General features: G+C 39.2%; 22 protein-coding genes. 18 read left to right on the forward strand and 4 right to left on the reverse strand.

From position 1 onward, the window contains the following. Window positions 1-332: 332 nt before the first annotated feature. The 17 genes from OS139_RS13355 to clpB all read left to right on the forward strand — a co-directional run bounded on the left by OS139_RS13355 (window position 333) and on the right by clpB (window position 18289). Window positions 333-818 (forward strand): MaoC/PaaZ C-terminal domain-containing protein, encoded by a 486-nt coding sequence (locus tag OS139_RS13355; RefSeq protein WP_002296398.1) that lies wholly within the window; start codon window positions 333-335, stop codon window positions 816-818. Further along, entirely contained in the window at window positions 811-1494 is a 684-nt protein-coding gene (locus tag OS139_RS13360) for a Bax inhibitor-1/YccA family protein (RefSeq protein WP_002324016.1), read from the forward strand. The genes OS139_RS13355 and OS139_RS13360 overlap by 8 nt, the downstream gene beginning before the upstream one ends. Before the next feature lie 125 nt (window positions 1495-1619). After that, window positions 1620-4265 (forward strand): DNA polymerase I, encoded by a 2646-nt coding sequence (gene polA, locus OS139_RS13365; RefSeq protein ID WP_002331404.1) that lies wholly within the window; start codon window positions 1620-1622, stop codon window positions 4263-4265. 44 nt (window positions 4266-4309) lie between these two features. Then, on the forward strand, window positions 4310-5146 hold the full coding sequence (mutM, locus tag OS139_RS13370; RefSeq protein ID WP_002300666.1) for a DNA-formamidopyrimidine glycosylase: 837 nt from the start codon (window positions 4310-4312) through the stop codon (window positions 5144-5146). Further along, entirely contained in the window at window positions 5110-5739 is a 630-nt protein-coding gene (gene coaE / locus OS139_RS13375; RefSeq protein ID WP_002331403.1) for a dephospho-CoA kinase, read from the forward strand. The genes mutM and coaE overlap by 37 nt, the downstream gene beginning before the upstream one ends. A gap of 49 nt (window positions 5740-5788) precedes the next feature. After that, a complete protein-coding gene (locus tag OS139_RS13380; protein WP_002319136.1) occupies window positions 5789-6121 on the forward strand; it encodes a hypothetical protein in 333 nt (110 codons plus the stop codon). Between the two features lie 312 nt (window positions 6122-6433). Next, window positions 6434-6925: a transcriptional regulator NrdR gene (gene nrdR / locus OS139_RS13385; protein WP_002288327.1), complete on the forward strand. Its 492-nt coding sequence runs from the start codon at window positions 6434-6436 to the stop codon at window positions 6923-6925. Between the two features lie 22 nt (window positions 6926-6947). Beyond that, complete coding sequence (locus OS139_RS13390; RefSeq protein ID WP_325067009.1) at window positions 6948-8321, forward strand: replication initiation and membrane attachment family protein; 1374 nt, start codon at window positions 6948-6950, stop codon at window positions 8319-8321. Next, window positions 8321-9247, forward strand: a complete 927-nt coding sequence (gene dnaI, locus OS139_RS13395; RefSeq protein ID WP_002288331.1) for a primosomal protein DnaI — start codon at window positions 8321-8323, stop codon at window positions 9245-9247. Before OS139_RS13390 ends, dnaI begins: the two co-directional genes overlap by 1 nt. 128 nt (window positions 9248-9375) lie before the next feature. Continuing rightward, window positions 9376-9816 (forward strand): hypothetical protein, encoded by a 441-nt coding sequence (locus OS139_RS13400; RefSeq protein WP_002331401.1) that lies wholly within the window; start codon window positions 9376-9378, stop codon window positions 9814-9816. A 143-nt stretch (window positions 9817-9959) separates the two neighbouring features. Further along, the gene (locus OS139_RS13405) at window positions 9960-10661 is read left to right on the forward strand and encodes a tRNA (adenine(22)-N(1))-methyltransferase (protein ID WP_002317743.1); all 702 of its coding nucleotides are present in this window, start codon (window positions 9960-9962) and stop codon (window positions 10659-10661) included. After that, complete coding sequence (locus tag OS139_RS13410) at window positions 10658-11779, forward strand: Nif3-like dinuclear metal center hexameric protein (protein ID WP_002288338.1); 1122 nt, start codon at window positions 10658-10660, stop codon at window positions 11777-11779. Before OS139_RS13405 ends, OS139_RS13410 begins: the two co-directional genes overlap by 4 nt. Before the next feature lie 14 nt (window positions 11780-11793). Beyond that, a complete protein-coding gene (pepT, locus tag OS139_RS13415) occupies window positions 11794-13026 on the forward strand; it encodes a peptidase T (RefSeq protein WP_002331400.1) in 1233 nt (410 codons plus the stop codon). A gap of 130 nt (window positions 13027-13156) precedes the next feature. Then, window positions 13157-14065, forward strand: coding sequence for a diacylglycerol/lipid kinase family protein (locus OS139_RS13420; RefSeq protein ID WP_325067010.1), 909 nt, complete (start codon window positions 13157-13159; stop codon window positions 14063-14065). Between the two features lie 34 nt (window positions 14066-14099). Beyond that, complete coding sequence (locus OS139_RS13425; protein ID WP_002288344.1) at window positions 14100-14372, forward strand: DUF1294 domain-containing protein; 273 nt, start codon at window positions 14100-14102, stop codon at window positions 14370-14372. 10 nt (window positions 14373-14382) lie between these two features. Then, window positions 14383-15429 carry a lysylphosphatidylglycerol synthase transmembrane domain-containing protein gene (locus tag OS139_RS13430; protein ID WP_002331398.1) on the forward strand — a complete coding sequence of 349 codons (1047 nt, stop codon included), beginning with the start codon at window positions 14383-14385 and terminating at the stop codon, window positions 15427-15429. Between the two features lie 250 nt (window positions 15430-15679). Further along, window positions 15680-18289 (forward strand): ATP-dependent chaperone ClpB, encoded by a 2610-nt coding sequence (clpB, locus tag OS139_RS13435; RefSeq protein ID WP_002301554.1) that lies wholly within the window; start codon window positions 15680-15682, stop codon window positions 18287-18289. Between the two features lie 152 nt (window positions 18290-18441). On the opposite strand, the gene OS139_RS13440 is transcribed toward clpB, so the two are convergent. The 3 genes from OS139_RS13440 to OS139_RS13450 are packed head-to-tail and all read right to left on the reverse strand — an operon-like array spanning window position 18442 to window position 20840. Beyond that, window positions 18442-19128 carry a hypothetical protein gene (locus OS139_RS13440; RefSeq protein ID WP_156248982.1) on the reverse strand — a complete coding sequence of 229 codons (687 nt, stop codon included), beginning with the start codon at window positions 19126-19128 and terminating at the stop codon, window positions 18442-18444. Beyond that, window positions 19106-19600: a nucleoside 2-deoxyribosyltransferase gene (locus OS139_RS13445; RefSeq protein WP_002301556.1), complete on the reverse strand. Its 495-nt coding sequence runs from the start codon at window positions 19598-19600 to the stop codon at window positions 19106-19108. The genes OS139_RS13440 and OS139_RS13445 overlap by 23 nt, the downstream gene beginning before the upstream one ends. A 19-nt stretch (window positions 19601-19619) precedes the next feature. Beyond that, a complete protein-coding gene (locus tag OS139_RS13450; RefSeq protein ID WP_002331396.1) occupies window positions 19620-20840 on the reverse strand; it encodes a GNAT family N-acetyltransferase in 1221 nt (406 codons plus the stop codon). Window positions 20841-20986: 146 nt separating this feature from the next. Between OS139_RS13450 and lepA the strand changes: the two genes are divergently transcribed. After that, a complete protein-coding gene (gene lepA / locus OS139_RS13455) occupies window positions 20987-22822 on the forward strand; it encodes a translation elongation factor 4 (RefSeq protein WP_002309066.1) in 1836 nt (611 codons plus the stop codon). A 92-nt stretch (window positions 22823-22914) separates the two neighbouring features. Here the strand turns inward: lepA and OS139_RS13460 are convergent. Then, the coding region (locus tag OS139_RS13460) for a tyrosine-type recombinase/integrase (protein WP_325067012.1) at window positions 22915-23302 on the reverse strand (388 nt) is incomplete at its 5' end.

The following is a 23302-nucleotide window of genomic DNA, read 5'->3' on the forward strand; positions in this document are numbered from 1 at the left end:
CAAAAGCTTGCATCTGCGGTAATAAGCCCAATCAAATCAAAAACATGAGAAGCTGTTTTTCTTGGCTGTTCTTATTACTTGATGCAGGGCAGCTTTTTCACGACCTCAGATAAACGGTGTTCAAAAGCTTGCATCTGCGGTAATAAGCCCAACCAAATCAAAAACATGAGAAGCTGTTTTTTCTTGGCTGTTCTTATTACTTGATGCAGGACAGCTTTTTCACGACCTCTGTAAACTATAGGAATCTGTTAAATCAAGGGAGCAGAACTTGCCTTTTACGCTACTTTTGGTACAATAATGTATGATTAAAAATAAACTGGAGGGTTTCTATCTTGAACATAGGTAAGCCGAGAAAACTAGGAAAAACAATAAATGAAATCGAGGAAGGCGACTCGTTATCCTTAACAGAATCTATTGAAGATAACCAGCTTTTGCTGTATTTGGGATTGACGAATGATGCAAATCCTTTGTATATCCAACATGACTTTGCACAAAAAACAGAATATCAACAGCCAATCGTTCCATCAGTGATGCTGATGGGGATCATCACAAGTGCAATTTCAAAGCATCTTCCTGGACCAGGATCACATGTTGTCAATTTTTCTGTCAATTTTATTGAACCGGTTTTCCATTATGAAACACTGACTTTTCAGTTTGAGGTCATAAAAGTAGATAAGATGAAGGATGTGGTGACGATTTCTGTAGAAGCGGAAAATACGAACGAAGATCGTGTGTTGGATGCTGTCGTTATGGTCCAACCGCCACAAGTTCCTGAATTGGAAATAGCAATCGAAAGTGAAGGTGAATTGAATGAATAATCCAAGTACATCAATGTCAGGTATCAATCGTTTTTATGCAAAAGTTTATGGATTTTTAGGTATGGGACTTGCCCTTAGTGCAGCCACTTCTTACTTGGCTCTTTGGGTATTCCCTTTGCAATTAGCAACTTTTATCAATAATTTTCCATTAGGCTTTGTGGGTCTGTGGATCGTTGAACTGATTTTAGTAATGGTTCTAGGCGTAAAAGCACAAAAGAATCCGAGCTTAGCAATCGGTGGATTTATTGCCTACTCTCTTTTGAATGGCATAACATTAGCAGTTACTCTTGCATACTACGATATTGGAACAGTAACGCAAGCTTTCTTGACAGCTACCTTGATGTTCATGGGGATGTCTGTTGTCGGAGTAACAACAAAAAGAGATCTTAGCGGGGTTGGAAGAGCAGGACAGGCAGCTTTAATCGGAGTAATCATTGCACTAGTCTTGAACATCTTCATTTTGAGAAGTAGCGCAGTTGAGCTGTTCATCTCCCTACTGTTAGTCGTCATCTTTGCAGGGATTACAGCTTATGATAACCAAAGCATCCGTAATATCTATGTCCAGACAAACGGAACAGCACATAGTGGAATTGCTGTATTCATGGCATTGAAGCTGTATTTGGACTTTATCAACTTGTTCTTGGCGTTTCTGAGAATCTTTGGACGGAACAACTAAAAAAGAAAAAAATTCATCAGTTGGGGCTATACCGAATTATTTGGTATGGTCCCGCTTTTTCTTTTCGCATTCCGCAGGATTCTTTGTTAGAATGAATAAGAACTTTACAGTAAGGAGTTAAGAAGATGACAAAAAATAAATTATTACTCGTTGATGGGAACAGTGTGGCTTTTCGCGCATTCTTTGCGCTTCACAATTCTCTTGAACGTTTCAAAAATAGAAACGGTCTTCATACAAATGCAATCTATGCATTCAATACGATGTTTGAAAATGTTATGCAAAAAGAGCAACCGACTCATGTTCTGGTTGCGTTCGATGCAGGAAAAACGACTTTTCGGACAGAAATGTATGCGGAGTACAAAGGTGGAAGATCCAAAACACCTGGCGAATTCAAAGAACAAATGCCATATATACGTGATTTGTTGACAGGACTAGGGGTACAGTATTACGAATTGCCCAATTATGAAGCAGATGATATTATCGGTACTTTGGCAGAAAAAGTAGACAAAGATCAATTTGATGTCGTCGTGCTTTCAGGTGATCGGGATTTGACTCAATTAGCTAGTAAAGAAGTAAAAGTGGATATCACTGTAAAAGGTGTCAGCGATATCGAAAGCTATACACCAGAACATGTAGCGGAAAAATATGATGGGTTGACGCCAAAACAGATTATTGACATGAAGGGACTAGCCGGAGATGCCTCTGACAATATCCCCGGTGTGACTAAAATCGGTGAAAAAACAGCTATCAAGCTATTGAAACAATATGGCTCAGTCGAAGGAATTTATGAACATATCGATGAAATGAAGCAAAGTAAAATGAAAGAAAATCTGATAAATGACAAAGAGCAGGCTTTCTTATCGAAAAAATTGGCGACCATCAATACTTCAGCCCCTGTGGATGTCTCTATCGACTCATTGAAGTATGAAGGGAAAAATCTCGATAAACTCGTTCCGTTTTATAAAGAAATGGATTTCAATCAGTTCCTTTCTAAATTGAATATCGTAGAAGAAGAAGTAAAAATGGATGATATTTTGTTTGAAGTCATTCATGAATTCAAAGAGGAAATGTTTACTACGGATATGGCGTTGTACGTGGAAATGATGGGCGACAATTATCATACAGAGGAAATCGTCGGAGTAGCGTGGGGGACAGAAAAGAAAATTTATGTCACGAACGATCTATCTGTATTCGAAAACCGAGCGTTCCATTCTTGGATCACTGATCCGACTCGGCTGAAAAAAGTATATGATGCGAAACGAACTTATGTTGCTTTAAACCGCTATACTGGAAAAACGAAAGGAATCGATTTTGATGTCTTGCTAGGTGCATACCTTCTCGATACGAATGAAAAAAGCACAGATATCGAAGGAATAGCTGCTCATTACGGATACAACGATATCCAATCAGATGAAGCTGTATACGGCAAAGGGGCGAAAAAAGGTTTACCAGAAGAAGAGGAACTCTTTTTTGCTCATTTAGCGCGAAAAGTAGCTGCAATCAATGCGTTGACACCAAAATTGAGCCAAGAACTGGCAGATAAAAACCAAGAAGATCTTTTCCGGAAAATGGAACTGCCATTGTCTATCATTTTGGCAGAGATGGAAATAAGCGGGATCAAAGTAGATGCGACTCGCTTACAAGAAATGAAGGGCGAGTTCTCTGCTCGCTTAAGAGAGATCGAACAAAAAATCTACGAAGAAGCCGGCGAAGAATTCAATTTGAATTCACCAAAGCAATTAGGAGTGATCTTATTTGAAAAAATGGGATTACCCGTTATCAAAAAAACAAAAACTGGATATTCCACAGCTGTAGATGTACTGGAACAGCTTCGTGAACAAGCACCAATCGTAGAGGATATCCTCACCTATCGTCAAATTGCAAAAATTCAATCTACCTATGTCGAGGGACTGCTGAAAGTGATCCAATCAGATGGAAAAGTGCATACCCGTTATGTCCAGACATTGACCCAAACAGGACGATTAAGCTCTGTTGATCCTAATTTGCAGAACATCCCGATTCGATTAGATGAAGGGAGAAAGATACGTCAGGCATTTGTTCCTAGAGAAAAAGACTGGTTGATTTATTCTTCTGACTATTCACAAATCGAGTTACGCGTACTTGCGCATATCTCAAATGATGAACATTTGAAAGCTGCCTTCCTAGAAGGTCAAGATATCCATGCCAGCACAGCGATGCGCGTATTTGGAATCGAAAAGGCAGAGGATGTCACACCAAATATGCGTCGGCAGGCAAAAGCAGTGAATTTTGGTATCGTGTATGGCATCTCTGATTACGGACTTTCACAAAATTTAGGCATCAGCCGAAAAGCAGCACAGCAATACATCGATACGTACTTTGAAAAATACCCAGGTGTCAAAGAATATATGGAAAGAATCGTACGCGAAGCAAAAGATCAAGGCTACGTTGAAACACTGTATCACCGCCGTCGATATTTGCCAGACATCAATTCAAGAAATTACAATATCCGTTCTTTTGCGGAACGAACAGCTATCAATACACCAATTCAAGGAAGTGCTGCTGATGTTTTGAAAATCGCGATGATCGAATTGGATAAACGATTAAAAGAAACAGGTCTTCAAGCTACGATGCTGTTACAAGTTCATGATGAACTTGTCTTCGAGGTACCTGAAAAAGAACTTGAATCATTAGATAAATTGGTGAAGGAAGTTATGGAACAAGCTGTTTCTCTTCATGTACCACTGATCACTGACAGCAGTTGGGGAAAAACGTGGTACGAAGCAAAATAAATACTGTTTAAGACAGAGCAATATAATGAAGGTGAAAAGAAAAAATGCCAGAATTACCAGAAGTAGAAACCGTTCGTAAAGGATTGGAACGGTTAGTAGTAGGAAAAACGATTCAGAAAGTGCAAGTCTTGTGGCCCAAGATCATCGAGCAACCAGAGACGCCCATCTTTGAGGCTTCTCTTGTTGGCGAAACCATCCAATCCATTGGACGTAGAGGGAAGTTTTTAATTTTTCATCTCGATCATTATGAACTGATCTCACACTTGCGAATGGAAGGAAAATATCAATTTACGAAAGAAAATACACCAATCGATAAACATACGCATGTACTTTTCTTTTTTGAGGATGGAAGCCAACTTCGCTACAACGATGTACGAAAATTTGGTCGTATGACAATCGTCGAAAAAGGAGCAAGTGCAACTTACCGAGGAATCATGAAATTGGGACCTGAGCCTTTGCCAGATAGCTTCTTATTAGCAGATTTTGCAAATGGACTGAAAAAGTCCCACAAAGCAATCAAGCCATTGCTGCTAGACCAACGTCTAGTGACTGGTCTAGGTAATATTTATGTAGATGAAGCATTATGGGAAGCGAAGATCCATCCAGAACAACCGGCGAACACACTGCGCCCCAAAGAGGTAGAACAATTACGTCTATCGATCATTGATGTTTTGGATCGTGCAATAGAAGCCGGAGGTACCACGATTCGCAGTTATTTGAATGCATTAGGAGAATCAGGCGGATTTCAAGTAGCACTGCATGTCTATCAGCAAACTGGCAAACCATGTATACGTTGTGGGACGCCGATCGTGAAAACAAAAGTGGCACAAAGGGGGACGCACTATTGTCCGAATTGTCAAAGGCTAAAAATCGCAAAGTAGGATTTGTTTTAGGTTTGACGGGTGGAATAGCTACCGGTAAAAGTACGGCAGCCAAAGTCTTTCAGTCTCATGGATTTCCTTTGATCGATGGCGATGTGATTGCCAGAGAAACTGTTGATCCTGGAACGCTTGCTCTGAGGAAAATTGTATCAGTGTTTGGCCAAGAGGTATTGCAGCCTGATGGGCAACTAGATCGAGGGAAACTTGGGATGATTGTTTTTCCATCAAAGGAAAAACGGCAAAAACTTGATCAGCTATTAGATCCGTTTATCCGAAAAGCGATAAAAGATCAAATCGCCTCTCTAAGTTCCAATCATCCTTTAGTAATTGTAGATATCCCATTGCTCTACGAAGGTCATTATGACCACTATATGGATGCAGTAGCTGTCGTTTATACTACGCCAGAAACTCAGCTTCAGCGTTTGATGAAACGTAATCAACTGACGCTAGAACAAGCGCAGCAGAGAATTAGTAGTCAGCTTCCAATCGAAGAAAAAAAGCAGCGTGCGGATATTTTGTTCGACAACAATGGAACAAAAGAAAAACTTGTGGGACAAATCGAAAATTGGCTTTTTGCTAATCGCTTTCTTTGAGTATCTGTGTCAATTTTGCTATCCTGAGTATAGAAAGTGAGGGATAGCGATGGGATCATTAAAAAATCAAAAGGATAAAGTCGTAGGTAACGCAAAAGAAAAAATCGGCGAGATACTCAATAAAGAAAATCTAATCGATGAAGGTCGTACGCAATCAGAAACAGCAGAAGAAAAAGAAAAGCAGTACCAAGCAAGAATTGATGAAATAGAAGACCAGCAGGCAGAAGAAGAAGCGAAGCGGCAAGATTTGACTCAAGAACGAAAAAATCCGACACCTGATCGTAGTAAAACACCGCTCCCAGAAAGTGACCACATTCCCGATGAGCAAAAAATCGAGGAACAGCGAATGAAACACTATACAGGAATCGAAGAGAAGTTATAAAATAGTAAAAAATCGAGATGTGACTTGAAGCAGATGAGAAGGTGTTCATCTGCTTCAAGTTTTTTGTGCTAGATGACTAAATCAGCTTTTGTATAAGTTATTTCTCAGTAATCAAGGTGATCAGTATTGGAAAATTGAAATTTGGTAAGGACAGGGGACACAATTACGCATGAAAGTAGAAAAAATTGTTCTTATATCCGTGTTTTTTGGGTAGGACAGTCGCGTTTGTGATTTGTTTCGTGTTATAATACAACTAGTTGTAAAGAAAGACACACCCTTTATATAAAAATGCGATGCAAGAGGTGAGACAAAATGAGATGTCCCAGATGTCAACATAATAATTCACGAGTAATCGACAGCCGTCAAGCAGATGATGGACGTGCGATCCGTCGCCGTCGCGAATGTGAGAATTGTTCGTTCCGATTCACTACATTTGAACGAATTGAAGCTGCTCCGTTATTAGTAATCAAGAAAAACGGGGAACGCGAAGAGTTCAATCGCGATAAAATTTTAAGAGGACTCATCCGTTCAGCAGAAAAAAGACCTGTAGCTATGGAACAAATGGAACAAATCGTCAACCATGTCGAAAACCGCGTACGCAGTCTCGGAGAAAACGAAGTATCGACGAATCTAATTGGTGAATATGTGATGGAAGATTTAGTTGATTTAGACGAAATCGCTTATATTCGTTTTGCAAGTGTTTATCGCCAGTTCAAAGATATGTCTGTTTTCTTAAAAGAGTTGCAAGATATCGTGGATAAAGCAAAAGAAAATAATAAAGAGAATAATAAAGAAAACAATTAAGAAACAAAAAGGAGGCATTTCCTTGGAAAATGCTTGGAAAGAGCTTCAACCAAAAAATATTTACCAAGGAAGAAAAGCGGCTCCGCTGAGAGAAGACAGCAAGAACGCCTTGCTGTATCTTTATCAGCCACTAATCGGCGGAGAAGCCTTGAGTATCTATTTCACCCTGTTATCAGAAATCTCTCAAGAATCTGGCAAAGGTCCTGAAGGGATGCATGCAGATCTGCTTAGTAGTCTAGGCTGCGGTATCCCGCAATTTTATGATGCAAGAAAAAAGCTAGAAGGAATCGGCTTACTGGATGTTTATTTTAAAGAAGATAGTGATCTGGGACCTCGTTTTATTTATGAGCTGTTAGAACCACTCATTCCTAAAGCATTTTTCAAAGATTCTGTTCTGGCTTTTCTTCTTCTGGAAAAAGTTGGTGAACGACGATTCCAGAAGCTTACCCAATTGTTTGAACCTAAAAGGCATACAGCAGAGGGATATCAAAAAATCACAAAAAAATTTTTAGATGTTTATCGCTTCAATGAAGCAGTGTACGCTGCTAATCAAGAAAACATCGAATCACTGAATAAATCTTTTGAAGAATCTGAATCAGTAGCATTACTTGAAGCAGATTCGACATTCGATTGGCATTTTTTGAATGATTGGCTGGCAAAAAAACATATTGCAAGTCTTGATGATCCAATCATCAAACAAGTCGACATGTATCATCAGCTTTACGGTTTCGATGAATTGACACTTGGCGAACTGATCAGTCAATCTTATGACTTTAGTGAACAAAAAGTATCTGAAAAAGAACTGCAAAAAGCCATTTTGGCAATGCAGAGACGTCCGGTGAAGCAAACAAAAGAAACAGTTGCGGTTTCTGAAAACAGTAATGAACCCTCGTCAAACGAACATTTGACAAACGCAGCGCTTCAGCTGATAAAAGAAGCACAGAGCATTCCACCGATGAAATATCTGGAAGCAATCAAGTCAGAAAAAGGCGGATATGTTTCTAAACAAGAAAACTGGTTACTGCAAGATCTTGTTTCTCAATCAGGTCTTTCCAGTAGCGTGATCAATGTTTTGCTGAATTATGTACTAGTGATCAAGAATAATGCTAGCTTAAATGCCAGTTATGTAAATACAGTGGCAAATGAATGGGCACAAAAGAAAATCGCCACAGCAGAAGAAGCGATCCAGCACATTCGGCAAATAAGTAATCAAGCAAAACAATCAAAACAAAAGAAGCAAACAAATTATCAAACTGGCAAGCGAAATGTTCGACGGGAAAAGCTTCCTGATTGGGTCAACCAGCCAAAAGATGAAAAACAGATCAGCAGCGAGAAAAAAGCAGAGATTGACCGCCGTTTTAAAGAATACCTGGCAAAAAAGGAGGGTGACATCTAGTGGAAGACGTAGGCAAAGAATTGAAGAGGATCATCAGCAAACGCAATTATCAAGAAAAGTATGCTGAAATGATCGCTGAAGTCTTAAATGATGCGGATGTTCAAGCTTTTCTAAGCGCACACCAAGAAGAATTGACACAAGCGGATATTGAAAAAAGTTACGCTAAATTGTATGAATTCGTGCAAGAAAAGCGTAAATATCAAAAAAACGATCCAACGATGATCGCTCCCGGCTATGAGCCGAAGCTGACGTTGAATTTTCATTATGTGGATGTCACTTATGTACCAACGGAAGCATTGTTAGCACGGCAAAGACAAGAAGAAATCAGAAGCCGAGTAAAAGCAATGGATATGCCAAAAGATATTCAATCGGCTTCTTTTGAAAACTTTGAACGTACAGATGGACGAGGATATGCGAGCTTAGAAGCCCTAGATTTTGTAGAGAAATATACTGCTGATCCAAAAGGGTATCATAAAGGACTGTATCTAGTAGGAAGTTTTGGTATTGGAAAAACATATTTATTAGGAGCAACAGCGAGAGAATTAGCGATTGCTGGATTCACCACGACGCTAGTCCATTTTCCGACATTTGCCGTTGAGATGAAACAGGCAATCGGAAAAGATCAAGTGGCAGAAAAGTTAGATGCAGTGAAACGTTCACCTATTTTGATGATCGATGATATTGGTGCAGATGCGATGAGTAGTTGGATACGAGACGAAGTATTCGGTGTTATCCTTCAATATCGGATGCAGGAACAGTTACCAACCTTCTTCTCATCGAATTTTACAATGGATGAATTGGAACAGCATTTGTCCGTCACTCAACGTGGAGATGAAGAGCCGCTAAAAGCGAAACGGATAATGGAACGCATACGTTATTTGACAAAAGAAATCGAAATGACTGGTCGCAACCGACGCAATGGTTGAACAGTTGACAAGTCCAACTGACATTTGACCTAGTAGTAAAAGCAGGTCAGCGAATCATTATATGGACAGAAATGACCGGAGACAATCACCGCAACAAGTAATGCAGAAACTTAAACGGAGGATTTTTTATGAGGGCTATTTTTTCTAGTGTATCTGTAGTTGGTCTATTTTTTCTTTTAGCAGGCTGCGGTAGCGCAGATAGCAACACAGGTTCTGTTGATTCGATTGATGCGGGTCAAACAGTAAAAACAAGCAGTACGAAAACGCAGGGACAAAGCATATTTGTCGGAACGATTGAAAGTATCACTCAAGTAGAAGCAGAAGAAGAAACGCTTCAGTTGAAACTCGTCGATGTCATGGCCAAAGAAGATCCAGCGAATATGGGAACGTCATTCAGCAATGACGGAGTGATCTTAAATGCTACTGCTGAAAAAATAAGCGTGGACATAAATGAATTGAAAATCGGTGACAAAGTCCAATTTACATTAGTTGAGATGCCGATCATGACGATGTCTATCCCACCGCAAGTTCCTGGAGATTCGATTATTGATGTTTCATTGAACAAATAACCAACGATATTTTTTCAAAAATAAGAAAATGTTGTTTTATAGAACGAAAAGGTATATTTTTTAAGGAGATATGGGAATTTTTTTATTCCTAGTCTCCTTATTTTATTTGGAAAATGCTATAATTATCTAGAAGGAGTGAAGCTATGAACCATTTAGATTTATCTCAGCGCTTAGCCGCAGTGGGTGACTTTGTCCCTGAATCCGCTCGTTTAGCAGACATTGGATCAGATCACGCTTACTTACCCGTTGCATTGATATTAAGAGGAAAAATCGAATATGCAGTTGCTGGTGAAGTCGTTCAAGGTCCTTATGAATCAGCACGTAAGCAAGTCAAAAAAGATGGATTAGAAGACCGTATCACCGTACGCCTTGCAAATGGTCTAGATGCTATCCAGCCACAAGATGGTATTACAGCTGTCACGATTGCGGGTATGGGAGGTTCACTAATCCGAGATATCCTAGAAGCTGGCAAGTTGAATCAACGCTTAAGCGGACAAGAACGTTTGATCCTTCAGCCAAACATCGGAGAGCGTACATTACGATCTTGGCTGCAAGAAAATCAGTATAAAATCCAATCAGAAAAAATACTTGAAGAAAATAAAAAAATATATGAAATCATTGTAGCCGAAAAAGAACAAAAACCAGTTACTTACAATGAAATGGAGCTGATGTTCGGGCCATTTCTGCTTGAAGAGAAAAGTGAGATCTTCAAATCAAAATGGACAAGAGAGCTTCAACAAAGAAAAGCTATCCGTGAACAGCTCAAACAAGCAGCTAATCAAGAGGCACGTCAAAAACAAATCGAGCAGGAAATCCAAATGATTGAGGAGGTTTTAAAGACATGACAATCAGCGGACGCACCTTCATCCAAAAGTTTGAAAGCTATTGTCCTCAGTGGCTAGCTGAAGAAGGAGACCCAGTCGGACTGCATATCGGAACATTGGATAAGCCAATCCAACGAGTAATGATGACATTAGACGTTCGTCCAGAAGTGGTCGAAGAAGCAATCAAGAAAAAAATCGATTTGCTGATTGCTAAACATCCTCCAATCTTTCGTCCTGTAAAACGGCTGGTTACTGATCAGCCACAAGAAAAAATGTATGCAGATTTGTTGAAACATGATATTGCCGTCTATGCAGCACACACGAACATGGATATTATTTGGGATGGACTGAATGACTGGTTTTGTGAACTTCTCGGTATTGAAGTGGAGAGTTATTTAGTAAAGACTCATGAGATTCATTATAAAAAACTGGCCGTTTATGTACCTGTGGATCATGCACAGAAAATGCGTGAAGTATTAGCTGCAGCTGGTGCTGGTACACAAGGTGATTATACCGGTACAAGTTTTACCTCGATTGGACACGGTCGATTTACTCCGGAAGCTGGTGCACAACCAGCGATTGGGAAAGTAGGGAAGACAGAACAAGTTCAAGAGGCAAAAGTTGAGGTTATTTTGCCGGAAACTATCGAAAAACAAGTGATTCAAGCCATGCGGTCAGCTCATCCTTATGAGGAACCTGCTTATGATCTTTTCGCTATAGATGAACCAGTCGAAATGTTTGGGTTAGGACGAGTAGGTGAATTGCCGCAAGAAATTTCTATAGAGGCATTTGTAGAACAAGTAAAAGAAGCGTTCCAACTAGATGGACTGAGAATAGTCCAGCCAAAAAATGCAAAATCCTCTGTGAAGCGCATTGCGATTTGCGGTGGAAGCGGTGAAAAATTTTATCCGCAAGCAATCGCCCAAAGAGCAGATGTCTATATCACGGGAGATATCTATTATCATACGGCTCATGATATGCAAAGCGCTGGGTTGATCGCAATTGATCCCGGTCATTATATTGAATCGTTATGCAAGCAACGATTTATCGAGAAATTTGAATCTTGGAAACAAGAAGAAAATTGGGATATTAACTTTTTCGTTTCTGAAACAAATACAAACCCATTTCAATTTAATTAAAAGGAGAGAATACTATGTACGAAAATCTTTTGCCACGTTTTTTACGATATGTCAAAACAGAAACACGCTCCGATGCAACAAGCAAAACGACTCCATCGACTCAGACACAAGTTGCTTTTGCGCAAGAATTGAAAAAAGAATTAGAAGGGTTAGGCTTAGCTGATGTTTTCTATAATGAAGATAACGGATTCGTTATGGGAACATTACCAAGCAATGTTGATCATGAAGTGCGTTCCATTGGATTTATTTCCCACATGGATACAGCAGATTTTAATGCAGTAGGAGTCAATCCACAAATCATTGAAAACTATGATGGCGAGTCTACGATCGTACTAGATGCGGAAGAACGCTATACATTGAATACAAAAGATTTTCCAAATTTGAAAAATTATGAAGGCCACACATTGATCACAACAGATGGCAGTACATTACTGGGAGCAGATGACAAATCAGGGATTGCGGAAATCATGACTGCAATGGAGATCTTGATCAATAATCCTTCTATCCCTCACGGTACCATCAAAGTGGCTTTTGGTCCTGATGAAGAAATCGGTGTCGGAGCGGATAAATTCGATGTTGAGCAATTCGATGTAGATTTTGCTTATACAGTCGATGGTGGTCCTTTAGGTGAGTTGCAGTATGAAACGTTTAGTGCTGCTCAAGCAAATATTACGATCCAAGGGAAAAATGTACATCCTGGGACGGCAAAAGATACAATGATCAATGCTCTACAGTTAGCAATCGATTTTCATAATCAGCTTCCAGCCGATGAAGTTCCAGAAAAAACGGAAGGATACGAAGGTTTCTTCCATTTGATGGCATTGGATGGGAATCCTGAAGAAGCTTCTATGAGTTATATCATTCGCGATCATGATCGTGAAAAATTCGAAGCACGCAAAGCACAAATCACACATATCCAAGAAGAGTTGAATCAGCGATTTGATCAAGAACGAATCAAAGTAGATATGTATGATCAATATTACAACATGAAAGAAATCATTGAAAAAGATATGAGCATCGTGGAATTAGCGAAACAAGCAATGATCGAGCTTGGTATCTCTCCAGTGATCGAACCAGTTCGTGGAGGAACAGATGGTTCAAAAATCTCTTACATGGGTATTCCGACGCCAAATCTATTTGCCGGAGGAGAAAATATGCACGGACGATTCGAATTTGTTTCTTTACAAGTAATGGAAAAAGCAACAGACGTGATTGTAAAAATTGCAGAATTGAACACAAAGAGTTAAAATCAAAAAAGAACAGCTTATGACAAGGCGTTCGTCCCAATGATGGAATGTCATCTGTCTAAGGCTAAAGGGCAGGACAATGGAATTGGTTGTCCCGCCCTCTTTTTGAAGAGTAAATAGGAGGTAAAGAATGGAAAAGCTGCTAGTTTTTTATAACAAAAGTTCAGGGAAAGATGAGGGTGAGAAATTAGCACGCTGGTTTCAAGATTATGTAAAAGAAAAGCAGCCAGAATTATATGTAGAACTAGCTGAAACTGGCCCATCGATTGATGATGCGGAATTAGTCAAGAAAGCAGAAGCCATAGAAGCTGATACTTTAGTAATTATAGGTGGAGACGGCACGATTCATCATATCGTCCAAGCGTTCCAAAAAACATTATCTCAATACCATGTCGGATTACTTCCAGGTGGAACTGTCAACAACCTTGCACGTGTTCTTGAGATTCCCCTCAAAAAAGAAGAAGCTGCTGACGTGATCCTGGAAGGCAATGTACGGAAAATAGACTATGGTCAAGTCAATGATGAAGTCATTATCTCTACACTGACAATCGGAATCTTAGCAGATACAGCAGTTTGGATCAGTCAAGAAGAAAAACAGCGTTACGGCTCGTGGATCTTTATCAAGAAGTTTTTTAAGTTATTGCTGAAGAAGAAAAAATATCATTTGGATTTAGAAACAGACGAGGAGCATTGGAAAGGAAAATCCCAACTGTTGACAGTCACGATGTCTAATTCCGTGGGTGGTTTTACAACTTTTGACGACTCAGCGACCCCAGATGATGGGAAATTTCATGTAACGATCGTACCTTCCTTAGATATTTTCCGATTTATTTTTTATTTGCCTAGAATCATGAGAGGCAAATTCTATACGATCCCCGGCATTACTTATTTAACAGCCAAACGCATGAAAATCCAAGCGCAGGAAAAATCTGTGGGCACTCGAACGGATGGAGACACGACAGATGATCTTCCAGTTGAATTATCTGTTGTATCAAAAGGATTAACAGTTTATTCACCAAAGAAAGAAGAAAAAGCTTAGAAATAGTAGTTAACAGAAAGTTGGAAGAAGAGTAATGGATGTATTGTTACACAATCCTTTGTGGTTTTACCTTTTCATTGTGAATTTTTACTTGTTTTGTCTGATGGGATATGATAAACATCAGGCTAGAACTAGCGGCTGGCGTGTTCCTGAGAATAATTTGATATTTGTCAGCCTGTTAGGCGGTGGTTTGGGAGGATTGATCTCTCGAAAAGTTTTCCATCATAAAACGCGGAAAAAGAAGTTTACTATAGGATTCGCTGCAGGTGTACTTGTTGATTTGATTCTCATTTATTTTTTCCATTAAGGAGCAGGAGATGTCGTCTAAAGGAACGAAAACTAAAATCATTCTGAATCTGCTTTTGCTGATTGTGATTTTTGCCATTATTTATTATTTAATCAATCAATCATTTGCAGATATCTTTGCCGAATTGCTGTCTACCAGTGTTGTTGTTTTGTCAGCAGCTGTTATATTAGGGACAGTTTACCAAATCGCTGAAGGGCGCTCGATCAAAGAAATTGCTGAACCTTTCGCGCCGAATTTTACAACGAAAGATGGGTTCTTGACCTCTAGCTATATTGCGTTTTACCGAATCGTTTCATTTGGTACAGGAACGCTGATCTCGGAGATTTATTTTTATAACAAAAAAGGAATGAAGCTATCCCAGGGAGCAGGGGTGACAGCACTCCATATGATTATGTACAAACTGGCAGTGATCACTTATGCATTAGCTGGCTTGGTCATCCAATTCTCTCTTTTTTATTCTAATGGTCCATCAATGATCTGGTTTATCATCGCTGGTATCCTTTTGACGATCGTGATTGTTGCCTTTTTATTGGCAATGTCCGTCAGCTTGAATGTTCAAATATTTTTTGTCAGCTTATCGAATAAGTTATTTAAAAGTGAGCGTTTGCGGAAATGGGTGGATACATGCAATCAGCAGATCTACTCTTTAAGGGAAACGGTCCAAACCATTATCCAAGACAGGACTGCGCTATTGCGGATTTATCTATGGAATATGTTAAAACTTGTATTTTGGTATGTACTTCCCTATTTGATTCTGATTGAAAACCATCCTAAAATAGATTTTCTACTGACCATTTCGTTTATCAGCTTTGCAGTAGTGCTTTCAGGGGTTATTCCTACGCCTGCTGGTATTGGTTCCTTTGAATTTGTCTATTTGTTATTATTCAGACCAGTTGTTGGAACAGTTGACGCAGTTTCTTCGCTTTTACTGTATCGTTTCAGTTCTTTTATCTTGCCATTTCTCTATGGATTTGTGTATGTGATTGCTGAACGGCGAAGAGTGATCAAAGAAGAAATAATAGAAGTAAAAAAAGAGAATAAAGAAAATCAAGGGTAGCTCTTTTATAAGATCTACCCTTTTTATCAAATCAAAGAAAAACGTTATGGATAAGATAATTTTACGTTTGTTTGGCTCTTTTTTTGTATACATACAATCAATTTTGTTTTTTTAAGATTTATATAAGTCGAGAAAAAAAGTCAAAAAAATATGTGTATATTTTGACCAAAATTGACCAAAGCGATATAATAGTTTTTGTAAAGATCAAAGAAATAAGTGATCTTACCTTTAATTAGGAGGGTATACCTGTATGAATATTGAGAAAATGACTACGACGCTTCAAGAAGCGATTGCTGAAGCTCAACAGATTGCGGTCACTCGAAAACACCAAGATATCGACATTGCCCATGTATGGAAAATCTTTTTACAACCTAATCATTTTGGTCGAAATTTCTATACGGATGCCGGATTGGATGTCGAATCTTTTGAACATGAAATTGATCGTCTACTGGATGAGTATCCAGTTGTTTCTGGTGGAAACGTCCAATATGGACAAAACCTCAGCCAGAATTTCTTTCGATTATTGAATGAAGCAGACCAAATACGTGAAAGCTTCGGCGACGAGTTTCTTTCAACGGAAGTCGTTATTTTAGCGTTGATGAAATTAAAAAATTATCCGTTAACTGTTTATTTGAATAAAAACGGATTATCTGAAAAAGAATTACGTAAAAACATCGAAGAGATGAGAGGAGGAGAAAGAGTGACCTCACAAAACCAAGAAGAACAATACAAAGCATTAGAAAAATACGGCGTTGATTTAGTACAGCAAGTCAAAAGCGGAAAAATGGATCCAATCATCGGTCGTGATGAAGAAATCCGTGATGTCATCCGTATTCTTTCACGAAAAACAAAAAATAATCCTGTTCTGATAGGAGAACCCGGTGTAGGGAAAACGGCAATCGTTGAAGGGCTTGCTCAACGTATCGTACGCAAAGATGTGCCTGAAAATTTAAAAGATAAAACGATTTTTTCATTAGATATGGGTGCATTGATCGCTGGAGCAAAATTCCGTGGTGAATTTGAAGAAAGACTAAAAGCAGTCTTGAAAGAAGTCAAAAAAAGTGATGGACGTATCCTCTTGTTCATCGATGAAATCCACAATATCGTAGGGGCAGGAAAAACAGAAGGAAGTATGGATGCCGGAAATCTGTTGAAACCAATGCTTGCTCGCGGTGAATTACATTTGATCGGTGCCACAACTTTAGATGAGTACCGTCAATATATGGAAAAAGACAAAGCGTTGGAACGTCGCTTTCAAAAGGTATTAGTCAAAGAACCAACAGTGGAAGATACGATCAGTATTCTGCGTGGATTAAAAGAACGTTTTGAGATCCACCATGGTGTTAACATCCATGACAACGCATTAGTAGCAGCAGCTACTTTATCTGACCGTTATATTACTGATCGGTTCTTACCGGACAAAGCAATCGATTTGATCGATGAAGCCAGTGCAACGATTCGGGTAGAAATGAACTCTATGCCAACGGAATTAGATCAAGTTACTAGACGTTTGATGCAGTTGGAAATCGAAGAAGCTGCACTGAAAAAAGAATCAGATGATGCAAGTAAAAAACGCTTGAAAAATTTGCAAGAAGAATTAGCTGAACTTCGTGAAGAAGCAAATGCGATGAAGATGCAGTGGGAAACAGAAAAAGAAGAAGTCAATTCTGTTTCAGCAAAACGTGCTGAAATCGATAAAGCAAAACACGAATTAGAAGATGCAGAAAATAACTATGATTTGGAACGCGCTGCTGTATTGCGACATGGTACGATACCTCAATTAGAAAAAGAATTGAAGGAATTAGAAGCTAAAGCAAAAGACAGCGAGATTAAGATGGTTCAAGAGTCCGTTACCGAAAATGAGATTGCTCAAGTCGTTGGCAGATTAACGGGTATTCCCGTAACGAAACTTGTAGAAGGTGAACGAGAAAAACTAATTAAATTGAATGAAACACTTCATAAACGAGTGATTGGTCAAGATGAAGCAGTTGATGCGGTCAGTGACGCGGTGATTCGTTCACGTGCTGGATTGCAAGACCCAAATCGTCCTCTAGGTTCTTTCCTTTTCCTAGGACCAACTGGTGTCGGAAAAACCGAATTAGCGAAAGCGTTAGCTGAGAACTTGTTTGACTCAGAAGATCATATGGTACGGATCGATATGAGTGAATATATGGAAAAACATGCTGTGTCTCGTCTAGTCGGAGCTCCTCCAGGCTATGTAGGTTACGAAGAAGGTGGTCAATTAACGGAAGCTGTCAGACGAAATCCTTATACAATCGTCTTGTTGGATGAAATCGAAAAAGCGCATCCCGATGTCTTCAATATCTTGTTACAAGTCCTAGATGACGGACGCTTGACTGATTCAAAAGGGCGAGTAGTAGATTTCAAAAATACGGTTCTGATCATGACCAGCAATATCGGTTCACAGTTACTGCTGGAAGGCGTGACTGCTGATGGAACGATTCCAGAAGCAGTGGCTGAACAAGTCAACACGCTATTACGTGGAAACTTCAAACCAGAATTCTTGAACCGAATCGACGACACGATTTTATTTACACCATTGAGCCTAGACAACGTGAAAGGTATCGTTGACAAAATGGTGGCACAATTGGCACAACGTCTGGAACATCAAGAAATCCTGTTGACGATCAGTGATGAAGCCAAAACGTGGATCGCTGAAAATGCTTATGAACCAGCATATGGTGCAAGACCATTGAAACGATTTATCACTAAGGAAGTAGAAACACCACTAGCTAAAGAAATCGTTGCAGGGCATGTTATGCCTAAATCAAAAGTAACGATTACTTTACTTGATGGACAACTTCATTTCAAAACAGAAGAACTAGAAGAAATAGTCTAATCTTCAAATTGAGACTATAAAAGAAAAAAGGAGGTCTGACACAACTAGTGTCAGACCTCCTTTTTTCAAATAAACAGTGTTCCAGAAGTAGCTTCTTCGAAAAATAAGTCGAAATTCCTTGAAGCTGCCCGCTTCTGCCACAATCTCTTTTATTAAATATTTTTTACTTTTTCTAATTTATAACTTTCAAAATAACGCTCATCTTTTTTACTTTGAGACCAAGCAAACAATCCCATCAAGGCAGCACCTATCGTATTTGTCAGCAAGTCACCCATCGTATCCATCAATGCTACTCGTCCGACAAACAGTGTGCCGTCAGAAGCAGCAAAGCGTTGAAGATTCATGCCTAAGAATTGGTCACATAAGAATTCCCAGAACTCCCAAAACACGCCGCAAAGTCCAGCAAACGCAAAGCCGAATAAGAGGAACAACCAAGGACTGGTTTTTGATATCTCAGCATCTTTCATCAAGTAACCAATCAATCCATAGCCAAGAGCTGTCAGGACCATTGGACTCACAGCGTGTAAAATTTTGTCCCAAAAAGAGATGATACTGATCAAATGCATCCCTGTGCCTAAAAAGACAGAGATGAACAAGAAAAACCAGTAAAACAAAACGATTGCTGCTGGTATTTTAAGTTTGAAAACTTTCAAAATGACTTGTGGCATGAAAATCAATGCAATCCCTAATAAAGATTCCACGATAAATGTGATTCCTTGAGAAGTCGAATATTTTTGTGTGATAAATTCATAAAAATTATAGCAGACAACGAATATGCCAAAAGCAAGTAAAGCTATTTGCACCTTTTTGATTTCTTTAATCACTGAAAGTCCCTCCATCCAAAAATCTTTTTACTTCTGAAAGCAACTCAGTTTCTGAAGAAACCACTTTTCCGTTCAATTTGATCAGACCTATTGTATATAAGTTCAGGTAGTGAAATTGATTTTCAGCTGTTTCTTGTAGTGCAGCGATTTTTTTCGGGTGGGTTCCGCCTTGCTGTCGAGTATCAGTATATAAGCCGATCACTGGGATGCCTTTCGCATAAGCCACACCGATTTCCGATGCTACCCCGGCATCGATCGTCAAGCCATCTAGTAAAGCAATCATTAAATCACTAGCCAACACTTTTTCTGTGTCAGCAAGAGCAATCATTCGACTGTCTGCATAAGCAGTTTTGTCATTGATTGCTTCATTTTCTTGAGGAAGATAGATCGAAAGCTCAGAAGAGAGCTCTCTGATTTCTTTAACTAACTGTTGGTTATATAACAAATCACTTTTAGCAAACATTGGTGCGGCAAAATAAATTTTCATCTAAACATCATCCTTTTTATCAAAAATAATCGCTAAAGTAAGCTTCCATGTTTGGAATGATACGCTCTAGTGACTTCAGTGTTTGTTCATCTGTTTCTAACCGTTCGATTCTTGCCAAATAAGAAGCACGTCGATAATTCATCATCAAGCAAGTCAATGTTTGGATATTCAATCGAACAGGGTTTCCTATAGGTTCATTTAAGACACGGACTTGTCCCTGTTCATCCCATGTTAAAGCGAAGACACCATTATTCCAAGGAGCGACAGGATCTTCAATGATGAAATGAAAAGCATCAGCTGTTCCAACAAACGGAAACCGTTGAAGGAATTCTTTTACATCAACGATCCGAGCCATAAAATATGGTTCGATCTGCTCTTTGATCTGACTATCTTCAATCAAAAATGCTAAAGGCTCATTTTTATAAATATCTCCATGTACCCAGTAAATCATGGAAAAATGTGCGGAAATAAAGTTCCATAAGCCATTTCGAGCTTCTTGATCAAGATAGAACATTTCTTTTACGTGAAATATTTCTTCAGCTACCCAGTAGAATAGAACACCTCTTGGTTCATGGTTGCTATCGTAGTAGACAGCGGCTGTGCGCTCATCTTCATTTTCGAAACGCCAATACTCTTCCCAATGAAAATCACTGCGGAATAAAGCACCATGGTTTTGTTGGGCAAATTTGTCATAAACGGAAAATACGTCTGGATGATCAACTGGTAATCGCTCAACCATACCACTTACTGGGATTTGTTTAGGTAGCTGTGTATCTCTGATTTTAAAGGAAAGTTTATCAGACATGATTTCCCATCCTTTACGCCGATAGTAGGGGATACTGTAAGGATACAAATAAGAGATCCATTGCTTATTCTTGCGCATATTATCCAATGCAACGATAATTAGATCTTGCATCAATCCATGGTTAGCATATTCTGGATAAGTTCCAACTCCAGTCACACCACCCATTTTATAACGTGCACCGTGAATATTGACTTCACAAGGATAGATAGCGATTTGAGAGATCAGTTTATTTTCGTGGAACCATCCGAACACTTTCGATACTTCCAAAATCGGTTTTTTGGAACGGATAAAAGCTCGTTTATTCTCAAACCCGCTTTCCTCGATATCTGCTTCAGTCACTTGGAACACATAGGAAAGCAATTCATTGAATTGATCGATATGTTCTTGGGTGACCGGTTTTAATTCAAGATTTTCTCTAAAATCTTTTTGATCCATTTTTTCATCTCCATTTATTAGCTTGATAACAGTATAGCAAAATTCTACAAAAAAAACTTCTATAGCTGACTAATTAAAAACTCTTTAAATTACTGCTTTTCGTTGGTATAATGGAAAGTGCTGATTATATGAAAAGAGGAGACGCTATGGATATAAAGAAAATGAAAGAACGCCAAGAGCAGATTCGTAATTTTTCGATCATCGCTCATATCGACCATGGGAAATCTACATTGGCCGATCGTATTTTAGAAATGACGCACACTGTGACGTCTCGCGAAATGCAAGATCAGCTGTTAGACTCGATGGATTTGGAACGTGAACGTGGAATCACGATTAAATTAAATGCTGTAGAACTCAATTACACAGCGAAAAATGGAGAAACATATATCTTTCACTTGATTGACACCCCAGGGCACGTCGACTTCACCTATGAAGTCTCTCGAAGCCTTGCTGCCTGTGAGGGTGCCGTTTTAGTGGTCGATGCAGCACAAGGAATCGAAGCCCAAACATTGGCCAATGTTTATTTAGCCTTAGACAATGATTTGGAGATCCTGCCAGTCATCAATAAAATCGACCTACCCGCAGCAGATCCCGAACGTGTCCGTCAAGAAATCGAAGACGTAATCGGAATCGATGCTAGTGAAGCTGTATTAGCTAGTGCAAAAGCAGGGATTGGAATTGAAGATATTCTCGAGCAGATTGTGGAATATGTTCCAGCACCAAGTGGAGACTTAGATGCACCGCTAAAAGCTTTGATCTTTGATTCTATTTATGATAGTTACCGCGGTGTTGTTCTAAATGTCCGGATCACGGACGGTATGGTCAAACCCGGAGATAAAATCAAACTGATGAGTAATGGCAAAACATTTGATGTTACAGAAGTCGGGGTCTTCTCGCCAAAAGCAGTTGCTAGAGACTTTTTGATGGTCGGTGATGTTGGTTATATCACAGCAAGTATCAAAACTGTCCAAGATACTCGAGTAGGGGATACAGTAACATTAGCAGACAATCCTGCCGCTGAAGCTTTACCAGGTTACCGAAAAATGAATCCGATGGTTTATTGTGGTCTTTATCCAATTGATACTTCTCGTTACAACGATTTGCGGGAAGCTTTAGAAAAACTGCAATTGAACGATGCTGCTTTACAATTCGAACCAGAAACTTCTCAAGCATTGGGATTTGGGTTCCGCTGCGGATTCTTAGGACTTCTTCATATGGATGTCGTCCAAGAACGTTTGGAACGAGAATTCAATCTAGAATTGATTACGACTGCACCATCCGTTATTTACCATGTTAATAAAACAGATGGTACGACTGCTACAGTTGATAACCCGGCAGATTTTCCTGAACCTGTAACGATCCAAGATGTAGAAGAACCATTTGTCAAAGCACAGATTATGGTGCCCAATGATTTTGTCGGTGCAGTCATGGAACTTTCTCAACGAAAACGGGGAGAATTCATTACGATGGATTATTTAGATGATTACCGAGTAAACGTCGTCTATAATATTCCGCTTTCTGAAATTGTCTTTGACTTTTTCGACAAATTGAAATCAAGCACGAAAGGCTATGCCTCATTGGATTATGAAATGTCTGGTTATCAAAAAAGCAAGTTAGTGAAGATGGATATCTTGCTGAATGGAGAAAAAGTCGATGCATTAAGCTTTATCGTTCACCGAGACTTTGCCTATGAACGTGGAAAAGCAATCGTTGAAAAACTGAAAAAACTAATCCCACGCCAACAATTTGAGGTGCCAATCCAAGCAGCTATTGGACAAAAAATCGTTGCCCGTTCAGACATCAAGGCCTTGCGTAAAAACGTCTTGGCTAAATGTTATGGTGGAGATGTTTCTCGTAAACGTAAACTCTTAGAGAAACAAAAAGAAGGGAAGAAGCGGATGAAACAAATCGGCTCCGTCGAAGTTCCGCAAGAAGCCTTCATGGCCGTTCTGAAAATGGATGAGGACGAACCGAAGAAATAGCAAGGTTTGTTTGAAAACAGTGTAAAAAATAAACCATGTTTACATGGATTTGCCACCGGTTTGCCACCGGTGGTTTTTTTCGGTGGCAAAGTTCAAGAATTCTTTCTCAGATTCTCCATGATATCGACCGTTTCATTTCTCATCTTATCTGTCACATGCGAGTAAGTATCCATCGTAATTGAAATTCTGCTGTGCCCCAATCGGTCAGAAATTTCTTTCATTTTTGCGCCATTTTCGAGAAGAAGTGTAGCATGAGTATGTCTGAGAGAATGGAAGTTAAAAGAGAGGGAGAGTGCATTCGATATCCTTCTTGTGTTCCATTTCACCACACTTGGCGTAACTAGCTCACCGTATTCCTTCGTACATACTGCATTTGAATCAATGTAGAGCTTTCCATACTTCATTCGATTTTCTAATTGTTGTTTCTTATGTTTTTTCAGAATTGCTAGCAAGGTTTGTCCAATAAAAATCGTTCGATTG

Source organism: Enterococcus sp. E4-223, assembly GCF_035727065.1.
Taxonomy (GTDB): Bacteria; Bacillota; Bacilli; order Lactobacillales; family Enterococcaceae; genus Enterococcus_B; species Enterococcus_B faecium.